At 76.3% G+C, this 15,568-nt stretch carries 12 protein-coding genes; 6 read left to right on the top strand and 6 right to left on the bottom strand.

Going from position 1 to position 15,568, the window contains the following annotated elements; all coding sequences use genetic code 11:
• Window positions 1-30: 30 nt before the first annotated feature.
• The 4 genes from GA0070558_RS10545 to eccCa form a co-directional block, all read right to left on the bottom strand.
• Window positions 31-738 (bottom strand): phosphatase PAP2 family protein, encoded by a 708-nt coding sequence (locus GA0070558_RS10545; protein WP_091278073.1) that lies wholly within the window; start codon window positions 736-738, stop codon window positions 31-33.
• 30 nt (window positions 739-768) lie between these two features.
• Window positions 769-1,584, bottom strand: a complete 816-nt coding sequence (locus tag GA0070558_RS10540) for a phosphatase PAP2 family protein (RefSeq protein ID WP_091278070.1) — start codon at window positions 1,582-1,584, stop codon at window positions 769-771.
• Window positions 1,585-1,681: 97 nt separating this feature from the next.
• On the bottom strand, window positions 1,682-3,082 hold the full coding sequence (gene mycP / locus GA0070558_RS10535) for a type VII secretion-associated serine protease mycosin (RefSeq protein WP_091278068.1): 1,401 nt from the start codon (window positions 3,080-3,082) through the stop codon (window positions 1,682-1,684).
• A gap of 99 nt (window positions 3,083-3,181) precedes the next feature.
• Window positions 3,182-7,162: a type VII secretion protein EccCa gene (gene eccCa, locus GA0070558_RS10530; protein WP_091278066.1), complete on the bottom strand. Its 3,981-nt coding sequence runs from the start codon at window positions 7,160-7,162 to the stop codon at window positions 3,182-3,184.
• A 101-nt stretch (window positions 7,163-7,263) separates the two neighbouring features.
• On the opposite strand from eccCa, the gene eccD reads away from it, so the two are divergent.
• The gene (eccD, locus tag GA0070558_RS10525; protein ID WP_091278064.1) at window positions 7,264-8,664 is read left to right on the top strand and encodes a type VII secretion integral membrane protein EccD; all 1,401 of its coding nucleotides are present in this window, start codon (window positions 7,264-7,266) and stop codon (window positions 8,662-8,664) included.
• Window positions 8,665-8,695: 31 nt separating this feature from the next.
• Here the strand turns inward: eccD and GA0070558_RS10520 are convergent, their stop codons facing one another.
• Window positions 8,696-9,202, bottom strand: a complete 507-nt coding sequence (locus tag GA0070558_RS10520; RefSeq protein WP_077938009.1) for an inorganic diphosphatase — start codon at window positions 9,200-9,202, stop codon at window positions 8,696-8,698.
• A gap of 555 nt (window positions 9,203-9,757) precedes the next feature.
• Here GA0070558_RS10520 and dacB point away from each other — a divergent pair.
• The 3 genes from dacB to tilS all read left to right on the top strand — a co-directional run bounded on the left by dacB (window position 9,758) and on the right by tilS (window position 13,370).
• Window positions 9,758-11,185, top strand: a complete 1,428-nt coding sequence (dacB, locus tag GA0070558_RS10515; RefSeq protein ID WP_256091865.1) for a D-alanyl-D-alanine carboxypeptidase/D-alanyl-D-alanine endopeptidase — start codon at window positions 9,758-9,760, stop codon at window positions 11,183-11,185.
• A 69-nt stretch (window positions 11,186-11,254) separates the two neighbouring features.
• Window positions 11,255-12,319, top strand: coding sequence for a zinc-dependent metalloprotease (locus tag GA0070558_RS10510; protein WP_077938010.1), 1,065 nt, complete (start codon window positions 11,255-11,257; stop codon window positions 12,317-12,319).
• A gap of 10 nt (window positions 12,320-12,329) precedes the next feature.
• Window positions 12,330-13,370, top strand: a complete 1,041-nt coding sequence (gene tilS / locus GA0070558_RS10505) for a tRNA lysidine(34) synthetase TilS (protein WP_091278056.1) — start codon at window positions 12,330-12,332, stop codon at window positions 13,368-13,370.
• Between the two features lie 167 nt (window positions 13,371-13,537).
• On the opposite strand, the gene GA0070558_RS10500 is transcribed toward tilS, so the two are convergent.
• Window positions 13,538-14,497 carry a GlxA family transcriptional regulator gene (locus tag GA0070558_RS10500; protein WP_091278054.1) on the bottom strand — a complete coding sequence of 320 codons (960 nt, stop codon included), beginning with the start codon at window positions 14,495-14,497 and terminating at the stop codon, window positions 13,538-13,540.
• A gap of 151 nt (window positions 14,498-14,648) precedes the next feature.
• Between GA0070558_RS10500 and GA0070558_RS33335 the strand changes: the two genes are divergently transcribed.
• The gene (locus GA0070558_RS33335) at window positions 14,649-14,786 is read left to right on the top strand and encodes a hypothetical protein (protein WP_176734168.1); all 138 of its coding nucleotides are present in this window, start codon (window positions 14,649-14,651) and stop codon (window positions 14,784-14,786) included.
• Window positions 14,787-14,888: 102 nt separating this feature from the next.
• The gene (gene hpt / locus GA0070558_RS10495) at window positions 14,889-15,461 is read left to right on the top strand and encodes a hypoxanthine phosphoribosyltransferase (protein WP_043964985.1); all 573 of its coding nucleotides are present in this window, start codon (window positions 14,889-14,891) and stop codon (window positions 15,459-15,461) included.
• Window positions 15,462-15,568: the final 107 nt, after the last annotated feature.

The raw sequence follows: 15,568 nt of genomic DNA, 5'->3' as shown, positions 1-15,568 counted from the left end.
GGCGGTCGGGACCCGGGCCGGCCGGCCGGCTCAGGCCGTCGGGACCCGGGCCGGCCGTCCGGCCGTGGGCAGCTTCTCCCGGCCCCACCGCACCCCCCGGTCCAGCACCGCCCGCGCCATGATCACCACGCACGTGCCGCCGTTGAGGAACGACGCCAGCACGTCGCTCGGGTGGTGCATGCCCCGGTACATCCGGGTCAGGGCGACACCGGCCGGCACCAGGACGAGCAGCGCCCACCAGGCGATCTTCGCCGGGGTGCTCCGCGCCCGCAGCGCCAGCAGCACCGCGATGCCGACGTAGAGCGCCACGGCGGCCGACGTGTGCCCGGACGGGAAGCTGGACGTCGGCGGGGAGACGTCCATGTGCTCGACCGCCGGGCGGCGGCGGTCGATGGCCATCGTGGTCAGCAGGAACACCAGCGCCTGGGCGGTGACCGCCGCGCACAGGAACAGCGGCTCCCGCCAGCGGTGCAGCACCAGCCGCAGGACCACCGCCACGATCGCGGTGACCAGCACGATCAGCTGGGTGCTGGCCAGCGTGCTGAATACCAGCGACACGTTGTTCCAGCCGGCGGTCCGGTCGGCGGCCAGCTCGCGGTTGACCGCGTCCTCCACCGTGAGCGGCCAGGTGTGCGCGAAGACCCGGGTGACGAGGACGCCGAGCAGCACCATGACGGGGAGCAGCAGGGCCACCGGCAGCAGCACCCGCTTGACTGCCTGACCCACCAGTTCGGACATGGCCCGCCCAGTACCCGCGCGGGCCGCCCGCTACGCCTGCCCCCGGGCCGGGCGGGGCCGCTCCGCCCCGTCGGCCAGTTCCGGCTCGACGCCTTCCGTGGTGGCGGGCCGCGCAGGCCGGTGACCGGTCCGGGCGCGCCAGGTGCGGAAGGCGGCGGTGGTGGCGGCCACCGTCGCCACGCCCAGCAGCCAGCCGGCGACCACGTCGCTCGTGTAGTGCACGCCGAGCGCCAGCCGGCTCACCCCGGTCAGCACCGTCACCACGACGGCGGCGGCCCAGAGCGCCCACCGCAGGGCGGGCCGCCGCCGGGCGTACGGGAGGAAGACCAGCAGCAGCACCCCGGCGGCGAGGGCCGCGTTCAGCGCGTGCCCGGAGGGGAACGAGTAGCCGGCGGCCTGGGCGACCGGGTCCAGCAGGTCGGGCCGGTCCCGGCCCACCAGCAGCTTGAGCAGCGCGCCGAGCAGGCCGCCCACCGCCATCGTGGTGACCGCCCACCAGGCCAGTCGCGGCGCGCGCCGGGCGAACAACCAGACCACCACGGCGAGTACGGCGACCCGCAGCGGCCCGGGACCGAACACGTTGGTCCAGACGGTCATGAACCACACCCAGCCCGGGTGGCCGACGGCGTAGCCGTGCAGGTCGTGCGCGACCGCGGCGTCCAGCCGGTGCAGCGGCGGCCAGGAGCCCAGCACCAGCAGGGCGAGCAGGGCGAACGGCACCAGGACCAGGAAGACGGCGGTGGCGGCGAGGGTGAGCCGCAGCCCCAGCGAACGGTCGGGGTCGAGCCGGCGGGCCCGCCACGACGGCGACGCGGGGATACGGGTGCGCTGACCGGACGTGCTCATGCCCGGCATCCCTACCCAGCGGAACGCCGGATCAGACCGGCCGGGCCGGGAATCGGGTGGGCCGGGCACGGAACCGGGCCGCCCCGCCGGGATGCGGTCAACGGCTGCGCTGGCGCAGGCGGCGGGCCACCAGCGCGGCCCCGGCGACCAGGGCGGCGAGGAGGGCCCCGCCGGCCCAGAGCCGGTGCGGGTCGGTGTCGTCGCGGCCGCCGGCCGGCTGGGCCGTCCAGCGGGTGTGCTGGCGGGGCGCGGTGAAGCCGAGCGGGTCCCCGCCGGCGCCCGCGACCGGGGCGTCCTGCTCGGCACCGGGCGCCGGGCCGAAGCCCACCACGCCGGGGGAGGACTGGTCGTCGAGCGGGTTGCGCCCCACCGGGGGCACGTCGGCGGTGAGCGCGGCGACCGGGTCGACCAGGCCGTACCCGAAGCGGTCGTCCCGGCCGGTGGGCCCGATGTCCCGGGCGGTGCTGATCAACCGGTTGACCACCTCACCGGCGGACATCTGCGGCCAGCGGGCCCGGATCAGCGCGGCGGCCGCGGCCACCAGCGGCGACGCGAAGCTGGTGCCCTGCACCCGCCAGTAGCCGCTGCCGGGCCGGGCCCCGACCAGGCCGGTCGCCGGGGCGGTGAGGACCGTGGCGCGGCCGGTGATCGACCCGGACCACAGGTTGTCGCTGGCCCGTTCCAGGCCCGCGACGGCGATCACGCCCGGCTCCCGCGCCGGATACCAGACGTTGGTGTCGGAGGAGGCGGCGACGTTGCCGGTGCAGGCGACCACCACCACGTCGCGGGCGAACGCGTAGTCCAGCGCCGCAGCCAGGGCCGGGCTGTCGCCGCTGCCGCCGAGCGACAGGTTGATCACCCGGGCGCCGTTGTCGACGGCCCACCGGACGCCCCTGGCGACGATCAGCGCGTCGTCGTAGCGGTTCTCGTCGTCGAGGACCCGCACCGGGAGGATCTTTGCGTCGGGGGCGAGGCCCACCGCCCCCCGCCGGTCGTCGTTGCGGCCGGCGATCAGGCCCGCCACCGTCGTGCCGTGCCCGACCGGGTCCGGCCCGTCGGTGTCGCCGTCGTCGACCAGGTCGATGCCCGGCAGCACCTGGCCGGCCAGGTCCGGGTGGGAACCGTCCACCCCGGAGTCGATCACGGCGACGACGACCCCGCGCCCGGTCGAGGTGCGCCAGGCCGTCGACGCCCGCAGCTCGTCGAGCTGCCACTGCTCGTCGCGGACCTGGTCGGCCCGGGCCGGCGTGTCGACGGGGGACACCCGCCAGGACGGACCCGCCGACACCGGCGCGGCGAGCGGGGCGAACCCGGAAACCGGGGCGGCGAGCGGGGCGAACCCGGGCAGCGCGGTGGGGGGCGGTGCGGCGAGGGCCGCCGGCGGAACCGGGCCGACGAGCGACACCGCGAGCGCGGCGGTGCCCACCAGCGCGCGGCCGGTGAACCGTCGCGCCGTCGCGGGCCTGCCGTGCCGAACCCCAGTCACATTCCCAGCCATTCATCGCGGCGGACACATGCTGCTCGGAGATTACCGGTTCCCACCCCCGCCACGCGCCATTCCGGGGTCGGATCACCGGGTCGTCGGCGGGGCGGACCCCTACGGCGGGGGAAGATGGGCCAGCTGCACCAGGCGTACGCCCTCGCGCCGGGTCACCAGCCGGGCCCGCCCCGGCGGGAGCGGCCCGGGCCGGACCTGCCCGACGATCGGCCCCTCGTCGGGGCTGCCGGCCATCACCAGCCCCGGGGTCGACAACTCCTTGAGCCGCTGGAGGAACAGGTCGTAGCCCCGGCCGGTGCCGCCGGCCCGGCGCGCCAGCACCAGGTGCAGGCCGATGTCCCGCGCCTGGGGGAGGTATTCCTCCAGGGCCCGCAGCGGGTTGACCGGCCCGCTGGCCACCAGGTCGTAGTCGTCGACCAGCACGAACAGTTCCGGCCCCGACCACCACGACCGCTGGCGCAGCTGCGCCGGGGTGACGTCCGGGCCGGGCAGCCGCAGCTGCATGTAACCGGCGGCGGACTCCACCAGCTCCGTGGTGCGGGCGGCGGCCGTGCCGTAGCCGATCCGGTGTTCGGTCTCGATCGCGCCGAGCAGGCTGCGCCGGTAGTCGACCAGGATCACCCGCGCCTGCTGCGGGGTGAACCGGCTGACGATGGTCGCCGCGAGGGCCCGCAGGAACGACGACTTGCCGCACTCGGCGTCGCCGAAGACCAGCAGGTGTGGCTCGGTGGCGAAGTCGAGCACCACCGGGCGCAGGTCCGCCTCGGCGATCCCCACCGGCAGCGCCAGCCCGGCCGTCGCGCCCAGGTCCAGCTCCGCGTACGGCAGCACGGGCGGGAGCAGCCGGACCGGGGGCGCCGCCGGCCCGTCCCACGCCCCGGCGACCGCCTTGACCAGCGTCGCCGTGTCGCCGTCGGCCAGTCGGGGCAGGGCGGTGAGGAAGTGCAGGCTCTCGCCGGTCATGCCCCGCCCGGGCGTCTTGTCGGGCACGGTCGCCGCCGCCGCGCGGCGCACCAGCAGCGAGTCCGACGGGTCGCCGAGACGCAGCTCCACGCGGGAGCCGAACAGGTCCCGGATCGCCGGCCGGTAGTCCGTCCAGCGGAGCGCGGTGGCCACCACGTGCACGCCGTACGACAGGCCCCGGGTGGCCAGCTCGGTGACCAGCGGCTCCAGGTCGTCGTACTCGCTGCGCAGCGTGTTCCAGCCGTCCACCACCAGGAACACGTCGCCGAACGGGTCGGTGACGGGCTGCCCGGCGGCGGCGAGGGCGGCCCGTCGCTGCCGGTACGCGGCCATCGACTCCACCCCCAGCTCCGCGAAGCGGCGCTCCCGGTCGACCAGCACGGTGACCAGCTCCCCGACGGTGCGCCGCACCGCGGTCTGGTCGGTGCGGCCGGACACCCCGCCCACGTGCGGCAGGTCGCGCAGCGCGGCCAGCCCGCCACCGCCGAAGTCCAGGCAGTAGACCTGCGCCTCGACGGGCGTGTGGGTCAACGCCAGCGCGCACACCAGGGTGCGCAGCAGGCCCGACCTGCCGCTCTGCGGGCCCCCGACGACGCCGACGTGCCCCGCCGACCCGCCGAGGGTGAGCCAGAGCAGGTCCCGCCGCTGCTCGAACGGCTTGTCGACGACGGCCACCGGCACCTGGAGCGCGCCGTGCAGCTCCGGGTTGGCGAAGGTCAGCCCGCGCGTCGGGTCGACGCCGACCGGGCCGAGCAGCTCGTCGAGGGTGGGCGCGGCGTCCAGCGGCGGCAGCCACACCTGGTGCGCGGGCGGGCCCTGCCCGGCCAGCCGCCCCACCAGCACGTCGAGCAGGCTGGTCCGCCCGGCGTCGTCCTCGGCGGTCGCCGTCAGCGCCGGGGTGGGCGGCTCCGGCACCGGCACCACGTGGGTGGTGAAGGTCAGCAGGCGGGGCGCGCCGGGCCCGCCCGACCCCGCCACGCCGGCCCGCCGCCGCAGCGGCCCCGAGACGTACGCGGCCTTGAAGCGCATCAGCGGCTCGGTGCCGAAACGCAGGTAGCCGTGGCCCGGCGAGCGGGGCAGCTCGTGCGCGTCCGGCACCCCGAGCACCGTCCGGGACTCCAGGGCCGAGAAGGTCCGCAAACCGATCCGGTACGACAGGTGGGTGTCCAGCCCGCGCAGCCGCCCCTCCTCCAGCCGCTGGCTGGCCAGCAGCAGGTGCACCCCCAGCGACCGCCCCAGCCGGCCGATCTGCACGAACAGGTCGATGAAGTCGGGCTTGGCCGACAGCAGCTCGGAGAACTCGTCGCAGACCAGCAGCAGCGACGGCAGCGGGGCCAGCGGCGTGCCCGCCGCCCGCGCCCGCTCGTAGTCGCGCAGGCTGGCGTAGTTGCCGGCCCGGCGCAGCAGCTCCTGGCGGCGCATCAGCTCCCCGTTGATCGCGTCGACCATCCGGTCGACCAGCGGCAGCGCGTCGGCCAGGTTGGTGATTACCGCGGCGGTGTGCGGGAGCCGGTCGAAGGAGGCGAACGTGGCCCCGCCCTTGAAGTCGACCAGGACGAAGTTGAGCTGCTCGGAGCTGTGCGTGGCGGCCAACCCGAGGACCAGGGTGCGCAGCAGCTCGGACTTGCCGGAGCCGGTGGCCCCGATCAGCAGCCCGTGCGGGCCCATCCCGTCCTGCGCGGACTCCTTGAGGTCCAGCTCGATCGCGCCGCCGTCGGCGCCCACCCCGATCGGCACCCGCAGCCGGTCGCGCGCCGACCGGGGCGCCCAGCCCTGCTCGGCCGTGAAGCCCTCCGGGTCGCCGATGCCGAGCAGCTCGGGCAGGCCCAGCTCGGCGTTGACCGGGGCGTCCGGCCCGCGTACGGCGGTGGCGAGCCGCAGCGGGGCGAGCCGGCGGGCGACCGCCTCGGCGTCGGCGGACGCCAGCCGGTCGGGGGTGCCCACCTCGGCGTGCCCGTCGGCCGAGTGCGAGTGCAGCCGGCCGCCGCGCAGGTCGAGCAGGAGGGCGTACCGGTCGAGCAGCCGGGGCGGCGGGGTGTCCAGGTCGACGACGGTGACTGCGTCGATGCCGCCGTCGCCGACGAGGTCGGTCGCGCCGGTGAGGTCGCCGCCGTCGAGCACCACCACGACGTGCGGCCCGTCGGTCGCAGGGCCGGACGGGCTGAACCGGGACCGGCTGGCCAGCACCTCGTCGAGGAGCCGTTCCAGCTCGACGGCGGAGCTGGTGACCAGCCGGACGGGGCCGACGGCGTCGGTGCGGGTGGGATGGTGCGCGTGCGGCAGCCACTTCACCCACTCCCACAGCGCCCGCCGCTCGGGGCCGGCGCAGACGGCGATCAGCAGCTCGTCGGGGGCGTGGAACACCGCGAGCTGGGTGAGCAGCGCCCGGGCCAGCGCCTGCGCGTCGGGCGACCCGGTGCCGGGGCGGATGCCCGCCTCCGCGCTCTCCCGGGACGCCCCGCCGCGCACGAAGACCCGGGCGAAGCTGCGCAGCGACAGGGCCACCGGCAGGTCGGGCACCACCGCGTACGCGTCGAGGAACCGCCGCAGCGCCCCGGCGGTCATCGGCTCCAGCTCCTCCAGCGGGCGGGTGACCGGGCCGACCAGCGGGGTGGCCAGGGTCTGCGGGCCGACGCCCACCCGCACCACGGCGAAGTCCGGGTCACCGGGCCGACGCTCCCAGACGCGGTGGCTGTCGACGGTGGACCACAGCCGGCCCGGGTCGGGGTGGCGGTAGTGCAGCCCGGCCCGCTGCCGCTCGGCGGTCTGCCGGACCCGGCGACGCAGCGTGCCCAGGTGCCGCAGGTATTCCCGGCGGGCGGCCATCATCTCCGACTTCTTCGGGGTGCCGGAGGCGCTGCCCCACGAGGTGACCAGCATGGCCAGGGAGGAGAGCCCGAACATCCCGCCGACCACGTACGAGTACGCCCCGCCGCCCCGGCCGAACATCATCGCCATCGCGACCGACCCGCCCAGCATGGGCAACACCATCAGCGCCTGCTGCCAGCGGCCGCCGGTGACGGCGGGGATCTCCGGCGGGGCCTCGACGGGCAGCTCGCCGACCGGGATCTCCGGTGCCGGCCGCCGGGGTGGTCGCTTGATGACGACGGTGGACACTCGGCCTCCCCACAGCGCTCGGTAACCCGAGCCTGGCTCATCGTAGGTAAAGTCCTGTCGTCCGCGCAGCCGCCGTCCCCCCTCGATATGGAGATGCGCCGATGACAGTCGGGTTGGCCCGGGTCACGATCAGCGCCCCCCAGCGCCGGGTCGACGTCGCCCTGCCCGAGCAGGTCCCCCTGGCCGAGCTGCTGCCCGAGGTGCTCCGGCACGCCGGCGAGGGGCTGGCCGACGACGGCGAACGGCACGGCGGCTGGGTGCTGCGCCGCACCGACGGGGCGGTCCTGGCCACCGCCCAGGCGCTGCTGCCGCAGGGCGTCCGCGACGGCGAGGTGCTGCACCTGGTGCCGGCCCGCGCGCAGTGGCCCGAGCTGGAGTACGACGACGTTGTCGAGGCGATCGTCGACGGGGCCCGCCGCCGGGGTGCCGCCTGGTCGCCGGCCGCCACCCGGTGCGCCGCCCTGGCCGGGGCGGCCGTGCCGCTCGGCGTGGGGCTGCTCGCCGCCCTCGCCGCCGGCCCAGGGCCCGGGGCCGGCTGGCCCGTCGCGGTCGCGGTGGCGCTGCTGCTCACCCTCGCCGGGGCGGTCGCCTCCCGCGCGTACGGCGACGGGGCCACCGGCGCGACCCTCGGCGGCTACGCCCTGCCGTACGCGTTCGCCGCCGGCGCCCTCGCGGTCAGCTCCGGCGACCCGGTCGGCCCGGTCGCGCCGCTGCCCTGGCTGGGCGCCCCCGAGCTGCTGGCCGGAGCGGTGGCGCTGCTGCTGGTGGCGGTGCTCGGCCTGCTCGGGGTGGCCAGTCGGGTGCGGGTCTTCGTGGCCGGCGCGACCGTCGGCGCGGGCGGTGCGCTCGCCGCCGTCGGCGGGCTGACGCTGACCGCCGGGGGCGCCGCGGCGGTGCTGCTCTGCGCCCTGGTCTTCGCGCTCGGCGCGCTGCCGCTGCTGGCCATCCGGCTGGGCAAGATGCCGCTGCCGCCGATCACCCTGCCGGGCGACGGCGGCCCCGGCGCGGACGCCGCCCGGGACCTGCCGGACCGGGCCCGGGTGCACGCGGCGGTGGCCCGCACCGAGGAGATGCTCACCGGGATGCTGCTCGGGCATGCCGTGCTGGTGGCCGGGGCGGCGGTGGTGCTGGTGACGGCGGGCGGCGTGGCCGGGCGGCTGCTGGTCGCCGTGGTCTGCGCGGTGCTGCTGCTGCGCACGCGGCTGTTCGTGGCGGTCCGCCACCGGGTGCCGCCGGTCGTCGCCGGGCTGGCGGGGGCCGTCCTGCTCGGCGGGGTGCTCGCCGTGGGCTCCGGGCCGGCGGGCCGGCTGGCGCTGGCCGTCGGCGGGCTTGCCGTCGCCCTGCTCGCCGTGGCGGCCGGCACCACGTACGCGCGGCGGCCCGCCTCCCCGTATCTGGGCCGGGCGGCCGACCTGGTCGACACGGCGCTGGTGGTGTCCGTGGTGCCGGTGGCCTGCGCGGTGCTCGACCTGTACGAGCGGGCCCGGGGGCTGCTCGGTTGAGCGGCTCCCGGGCCCGTCGGCGTGGGTGGGGTCAGTGGATGGTCTCGCCGCGCTCCTCGGCCTCCTTGGCCCGCCGGTACGACGCGTGGATCTCGGCCTCCGCCTCGACGCGACCGACCCAGGTCGCGCCCTCGACCGACTTGCCGGGCTCCAGGTCCTTGTACACCTCGAAGAAGTGCTGGATCTCCAGCCGGTCGAACTCGCCCAGGTGGTGGATGTCGCGCAGGTGCTCCTGACGCGGGTCCTCGTAGGGCACGCAGAGGACCTTGTCGTCGCCGCCCTTCTCGTCCGTCATCCGGAACATGCCGATGGTGCGGCAGCGGATCAGGCAGCCCGGGAACGTCGGCTCGGGGACCAGCACCAGCGCGTCCAGCGGGTCGCCGTCCTCGCCCAGGGTGCCCTCTATGAACCCGTAGTCCGCCGGATACTGCGTGGACGTGAAGAGGGTGCGGTCCAGCCTGATCCGGCCGGTCGCGTGGTCCACCTCGTACTTGTTGCGGTGACCCTTGGGGATCTCAACCGTGACGTCGAAATCCATTTCCCACGCTCCCTCGTTTGCCCGCGCTGGCTGACGGAACCAAGTGGCGGCGCCCCCCGAGCAGGTGAATGCCCACCTGCCCGCTCCGGCCGCCGCATAGTGTTCGGACCGAAGTAGTGTCACCCAAGCTGTTTTCCACACGGGGAGGAGGGGGTCGTGGGGAGGGAAGATTCACACTACCGCCCGCAGGGGGTTGACGGGCGGAAGAAGCCGCGCCCGGGGTCCGGGAGCGCGACCGGCCGGGTGCCGGTGCCCGAGGCGCACGTCCCGCGCGCCCAGGAGCCGGCCGGGGACGACTTCGATCCGGAGGCCACCGCCCCGATCGTGGGGTCCGGCGAGCCGGTGTGGCGGCCCCCGGACACCAACCGCTCCCCGGACGCCGACCGCTCCCCGGAACTCGTCGCGACCCCCGCCGCCGCGCCGGCCGTCCCCGCCGGGTCGGAGCCGGCCGCCGCGGCGGCCCCGCCCACGCCCGGCGGTCCCGGTGACCCGCCGGCCGGCCCCCCGCCGGGGTACGACCCGTCGCCCGCCCGCCGACGCCGCCTCCCGCTGGCCGTGCTCGCCGTGCTGCTGCTGTTCGCCCTGGTCGGCGCCGGCCTGGTGGTGGTCCGGCCCGGCCCGGTCGCCGGCTGGCTCGGCGACGGCAAGGACATCTCCCGGGCCGACGCCGAGGTCGTCGAGCCGGATCCGACGCCGGTCCTCGCCGGCCCGGACGCGCACGCCCCGGAGCCCACCGCCGACGGGGTGAAGGCCGCGATCGAGCCGCTGCTGGCCGCCCCGGAGCTGGGCGACCGGGTGAACGTCTCCGTGTCCGACGTGACGACCGGCCGGTCGCTCTACTCGCGGGGCGGCGACGACGCCACGGTGCCCGCCTCGGTGACCAAGCTGGCGACCGCGGTGACCGTGCTGGCCGCCCGCGGCCCCGACCACCGCGTGCCGACCCGGGCGGTGGCCGGCGCGGCACCGGGCGAGGTGGTGCTCGTCGGCGGCGGCGACCCGACCCTCGCGGTCGACGGCGACGGCTTCTATCCCGGCGCGGCCCGCCTCGACGACCTGGCCGAGCAGGTCAGGAATGCCCTCGGCGGCACTGCGCCGACCCGGGTCACCGTCGACTCCTCGCTCTTCCCCGGCCCGGTCTACGGGCCCGGCTGGGACGCCGACATCCCGACCGGCGGGTTCGGCGCGGCGATCAGCGCGTTGATGACCGACGGCGCGCGGGTGGACCCGGTGGCGGCGAAGAAGAACTTCGACGCGAGTCACGGCTGGGCGCAGCGCAGCCCTCAGCCGGACCTCGCCGCCGGCCGCGCCTTCGCCCGGCTGCTGGGGCTCTCCGGCGCCGCCGCCGAGGTCAAGCGGGGCACCGCGCCGGCCTCCGGCGGCGAGTCGACCGGTGCGGCCCCGGCCCCCGGCGCCGAGCTGGGCAAGGTCGAGTCCCCGCCGATGATCCGGCTGGTCGACATGATGATCACCGACAGTGACAACGTGATCGCCGAGGCGCTCGCCCGGCAGGTGGCGCTGGCCCGGGACCAGCCGGCGTCCTTCGCCGGCGGCGCGGCGGCGATGGACATCGTCCTCGGTGAGCTGGGCCTGCCCGCCGACGAGATCACCCTCTCCGACGCCAGCGGGCTGTCCCGCAGCGACCGGATCAGCCCCTCCCTGCTGACCGACCTGATCGCCATCGCCGGTGACGGCTCCCACCCGGAGCTGGGCAGCATCTTCGGCGGCCTGCCGGTGGCCGGCTGGTCGGGCACCCTCGACGGGCGGTACCGGTCGGACGGCACGACGGCCGGGGCCGGCGTGGTCCGCGCCAAGACCGGCACGCTGACCGGGGTACACGCCATCGCCGGGCTGGTCACCACGGCCGACGGGCGGCTGCTCACCTTCGCCGTGCTCGCCGACAAGGCCCCGGCGGGCAGCCTCGACGACACCCGCCGCGCCCTCGACCGGGTCACGTCCGCCCTGGCCCGCTGCGGCTGCCGCTGACCGGTCCGCGGTGGTATGTCCTCCGATCACCGAAAGGTGGGGGTGTTCCGGCGCGGGTACGGTGGGTGCATGGCGCAGTTCGTGGACTGGGATCTGGCCGCCGCGACGGCGGGGGCCCTGGGCAAGTCGGGGCCCCGGGTGTCGTACGCCGAGGCCACCGAGGTGGTCTCCGAGCTGCGGCGGCTGACCGACGAGGCGGCCGGGCACGTGGCCGACTACACGGGGCTGCGGTCCCAGGTGGTCCACCCGCCCGTGCGGGTGGTGGACCGCCGAGACTGGGCGGCCACCAACATCGCCGGGCTGCGGGAGGTGATCACCCCACTGGTCAGCCGGCTCTCCGGCGACAAGCGGCCGGGCCCGCTCACCGAGGCGGTCGGCTCCCGGCTCACCGGCGTGCAGGCCGGCACCGTGCTGGCGTACCTGTCCGGCCGGGTCCTCGGCCAGTACGAGGTCTTCTCCGGCGACCCCGGCCAGCTGCTGCTCGTCGCGCCGAACATCGTCGAGGTGGAGCGGAAGCTCGGGGCCGACCCGCGCGACTTCCGGCTCTGGGTCTGCCTGCACGAGGTGACCCACCGCACCCAGTTCACGGCCGTGCCCTGGATGCGGGCCTACTTCCTCGGCGAGGTGCAGGCGTTCGTGGACGCCTCGCAGGGCGGCGAGCACCTGCTGGAGCGGCTGCGCCGGGGCGTCGCCACCCTCTCCGACGCGGTGAAGGACCCGGACAGCCGGGCCAGCGTGCTGGACATCGTGCAGACCCCCGCCCAGCGGGCCGTGCTCGACCGGCTCACCGCCCTGATGACCCTGCTGGAGGGGCACGCCGAGTTCGTCATGGACGGCGTCGGCCCGCAGGTCATCCCCAGCGTCGAGTCGATCCGGGCCGCGTTCAACCGGCGTCGGGAGACCGGCAACCCGCTGGAGAAGGCGATCCGCCGGCTGCTCGGCGTCGAGGTCAAGATGCGCCAGTACGCCGAGGGCCGCAAGTTCGTCCACGGCGTCGTCGAGCGCGTCGGCATGGACGGCTTCAACAAGATCTTCGGTTCCCCGCTGACCCTGCCCCGGCTCGACGAGCTGGGCGACCCCGACGCGTGGGTGGCCCGGGTGCACGGGCCGGCCGCCACCCCGACCGCCGGCTGACCGTACGCCGATGCCCGCGCTCGCCCCGGCGGTCGCCGCCGTCCGGCTCGCGGTCCGCCGCGCGCTGACCGGGCTGCCCGGGGCCGGGCCGGTGCTCGTCGCCTGCTCGGGCGGGGCCGACTCGCTGGCCCTGGCCGCCGCCGCCGCGTTCGTCGCTCCCCGGCTGGGCCGCCCGGTCGGCCTCGTCACCGTCGACCACGCGCTGCAGGCCGGGTCCGACCGGCGGGCCGGCGACGTCGCGGCCTGGGCCGCCGGGGCCGGCTTCGCGCCGGCCGAGGCGGTACGCGTCGACGTCGCCGGCCGCCCCGGCGGCCCCGAGGCGGCGGCCCGCGAGGCGCGCTACCAGGCGCTCGCCGAGGCGGCCCGGCGGCACGGGGCCGCTGCCCTGCTCACCGGGCACACCCGCGACGACCAGGCCGAGACGGTGCTGCTGGCGCTGGCAAGGGGCGCCGGCCCGCGCGGGCTCGCCGGGATGCCGCCCCGGCGGGACCTGGCCGGGGTGCCGCTGCTGCGGCCCCTGCTCGACGTGGGCCGCGAGCAGACCCGCAAGGCGTGCGCCGCGCTCGGCCTCACCCCGTGGGAGGACCCGCACAACGCCGACCCGTCGTACGCCCGGGCCCGGGTCCGGGCCGACGCGCTGCCCGCGCTGGTCCGCGCCCTCGGCCCCGGGGTGGTGGACAACCTCGCCCGGACCGCCCGCCTGGCGGCCGCCGACGCGGCGGCCCTCGACGAGCTGGCCGCCGCCGCCCTGCCCGTGACCTCGTCGGCCGGCAGCTCGTCCGCCGCCGACGGCCCGGCCGGCGTGCGGGCCCCCTGCGGCGGGCTGGTGGTGGCGGCGCTGGCCGAGCTCGCCCCGGCCGTGCGGACCCGGGTGCTGCACGCCTGGGCCCGGGAGCTGGGCGCGTCGCCGGCCGCGTTGTCGCACCGGCACGTCGAGGCGCTCGACGCCCTGGTCACCGCCTGGCACGGCCAGGGTGAGGTCCATCTGCCCGGCGGCCTGCGGGTGGCCCGCCGCGCGGGCCGGTTGACCGGGCCCGACCCGGCCGGCTGACCCGCCGGGTTGACCTTCGTGCACTGCCCGGCGCGACGTCGCGCCGGCTGCGCCCACTCCGCCGCCCCGGCTGGCTCGGGTGATCGACTCCGTGCCGGCGACGTGGGGGCTTCCGGCTCACGGTGACCCCGCCAGGTCGCCGGCCTGGAGCGGAGCACGCTGCAGGCTCAGGACGCGGCGACGCGGTCGCGGAAGGTGGTGCGGTAGGCGTGCGGGGTGGTGCCGACCCGCCGGGCGAAGTGGTGCCGCAGCGCCGCGGCGTCGCCGAAGCCGGACCGGCCGGCCACGCTCTCCACGCTCAGCGGGGTCTCCTCCAGCAGCCGTCGGGCCAGCAGGACCCGCTGGTTGGTCAGCCAGTCGTGTGGGGTGGTGCCGGTCTCGGCGCGGAACCGGCGGGCGAAGGTGCGCGGCGTCATCCCGGCGCGGGCGGCGAGCTCGTCGACGGTGACCGGCCGGTCGAGGTGACCCACCAGCCAGGCCAGGACCGGCTCCAGGGTGGGCGCCTCGGGGGCCTTCGGGATGGGCGCCTCGACGTACTGCGACTGGCCGCCGTCGCGGTGCGGCGGGACGACCATCCGGCGGGCGAGCCGGGTGGCTGTGGCCGAGCCGTGCTCGTGGCGCACCAGGTGCAGGCAGGCGTCGATGCCGGCGGCCGTGCCGGCGCCGGTGAGCAGGCGGCCGTCGGCCACGTAGAGCGAGTCGCAGCGGACCCTGGCCCGGGGGTGGCGGCGCTGCAGTTCGTCGACGTACCGCCAGTGCGTGGTGCACTCCCGGTCGTCGAGCAGCCCCGCCGCGCCGAGCACGAACGCGCCGGTACAGACGCTGAGCACGTACGCGCCGCGCGCCTGCGCCCGGCGCAGCGCCGCCAGCACCTCGGGCGGCGCGACCGTGTCGTCGTGCCCGGGGACCGCCACGAGGTCGGCGTCCTCGACCGGCGTCAGGTCCGCGTTCGGGGTGACGAGAAAGCCGGAGGAGGTACGCACCGGAGCGCCGTCGGCGGCGCAGACGTCGAACCGGTAGCCGGGGAAGCCGTCGTCGGTGCGGTCGGTGCCGAACACCTCGGCGAACACGCCCAGCTCGAACGGGACCACCTGGTCCATCATGACGACGGCGACGGAACGGAGCATGTGACGAGGGTAACCGCGCGGGTGGCAGAAAATCGAGGTGCAGTGGCATTCCTGCCACTGTCCCGCCGCCCGGCGGGGGCGCAGACTTGGGTCAAGTCCGGTGCGCACCGGCGGCGAAAGCATCCCAAAGCCTGCGAAAGCGAGCGCCGCCATGGAATCCCTGTTGCTCCTGCTCTTCCTGCTCTTTCTGGCCGCCGCCTCGGCGGCCGGCCTCACCGCCGACACCCGGGACTCGGCGGACTGGAAGCCCACCGACGGCGGCCGCCGGTGGCGGTCCCGCACCTGCTGACCTGATTGCTGTCGGTATGCGCGAGAAATGCCAGGCGGGGCCAGCCCCGAAAGAGGCGGCCCCGCCGACGGCGGACATCCGGCGTACGGCAGGCTAGGAGCCATGGCTGACGGCTCCTGGTACGACGCCGACATCGACCACGTGATCATTTCCGAGGCGCAGATCCGCGAGAAGACCGCAGAGCTGGCCAAGCAGGTGTCGGCGGATCACGCCGACGTCGACGGGCTGCTGCTCGTCTGCGTGCTCAAGGGCGCGGTCATGTTCATGGCCGACTTCGCGCGGGCGCTCGGTCGGCAGGGCCCCCCGGTCGAGCTGGACTTCATGGCGATCTCCTCGTACGGCCAGGGCACCACCTCCTCCGGCGTGGTGCGCATCCTCAAGGACCTGGACCGGGACATCGCCGGCCGGCACGTGGTGGTCGTGGAGGACATCGTCGACTCCGGCCTCACCCTGTCCTGGCTGCTGCGCTACCTGGAGTCGCGGTCGGCGGCCAGCGTCGAGGTCGTCGCCCTGTTCCGCAAGCCGGAGGCGATCAAGGTCCCGGTGCCGGTGAAGTACGTCGGTTTCGACATCCCGACCGAGTTCGTCGTCGGCTACGGCCTCGACTTCGGCGAGCGCTACCGCGAGCTGCCCTACGTGGGCGTGCTCAAGCCCGAGGTCTACGCCCGCGCCTGACCGGCGGGCGCGGCGCGGTGCCCGTCAAGCGGACGTTCAGCGCACTCTCAGCTGATCGGACTACGGTAGAGGCCGGTGGTGTGGACGCACCCTCCACGTCCGACCCC

Source organism: Micromonospora haikouensis (assembly GCF_900091595.1).
Taxonomy (GTDB): domain Bacteria; phylum Actinomycetota; class Actinomycetes; order Mycobacteriales; family Micromonosporaceae; genus Micromonospora; species Micromonospora haikouensis.
Note: the sequence above shows the minus strand (reverse complement) of the source record. Positions and strands in the feature narration are given on the sequence as shown.

What these genes read in the sequence shown, in the direction of transcription:
- GA0070558_RS10545 (WP_091278073.1), bottom strand. Translation starts at nt 738, where the DNA reads ATGTCCGAACTGGTGGGTCAGGCAGTCAAGCGGGTGCTGCTGCCGGTG.
- GA0070558_RS10540 (WP_091278070.1), bottom strand. Translation starts at nt 1,584, where the DNA reads ATGAGCACGTCCGGTCAGCGCACCCGTATCCCCGCGTCGCCGTCGTGG.
- mycP (WP_091278068.1), bottom strand. Translation starts at nt 3,082, where the DNA reads ATGGCTGGGAATGTGACTGGGGTTCGGCACGGCAGGCCCGCGACGGCG.
- eccD (WP_091278064.1), top strand. Translation starts at nt 7,264, where the DNA reads ATGACAGTCGGGTTGGCCCGGGTCACGATCAGCGCCCCCCAGCGCCGG.
- GA0070558_RS10520 (WP_077938009.1), bottom strand. Translation starts at nt 9,202, where the DNA reads ATGGATTTCGACGTCACGGTTGAGATCCCCAAGGGTCACCGCAACAAG.
- GA0070558_RS10510 (WP_077938010.1), top strand. Translation starts at nt 11,255, where the DNA reads ATGGCGCAGTTCGTGGACTGGGATCTGGCCGCCGCGACGGCGGGGGCC.
- tilS (WP_091278056.1), top strand. Translation starts at nt 12,330, where the DNA reads ATGCCCGCGCTCGCCCCGGCGGTCGCCGCCGTCCGGCTCGCGGTCCGC.
- GA0070558_RS10500 (WP_091278054.1), bottom strand. Translation starts at nt 14,497, where the DNA reads ATGCTCCGTTCCGTCGCCGTCGTCATGATGGACCAGGTGGTCCCGTTC.
- GA0070558_RS33335 (WP_176734168.1), top strand. Translation starts at nt 14,649, where the DNA reads ATGGAATCCCTGTTGCTCCTGCTCTTCCTGCTCTTTCTGGCCGCCGCC.
- hpt (WP_043964985.1), top strand. Translation starts at nt 14,889, where the DNA reads ATGGCTGACGGCTCCTGGTACGACGCCGACATCGACCACGTGATCATT.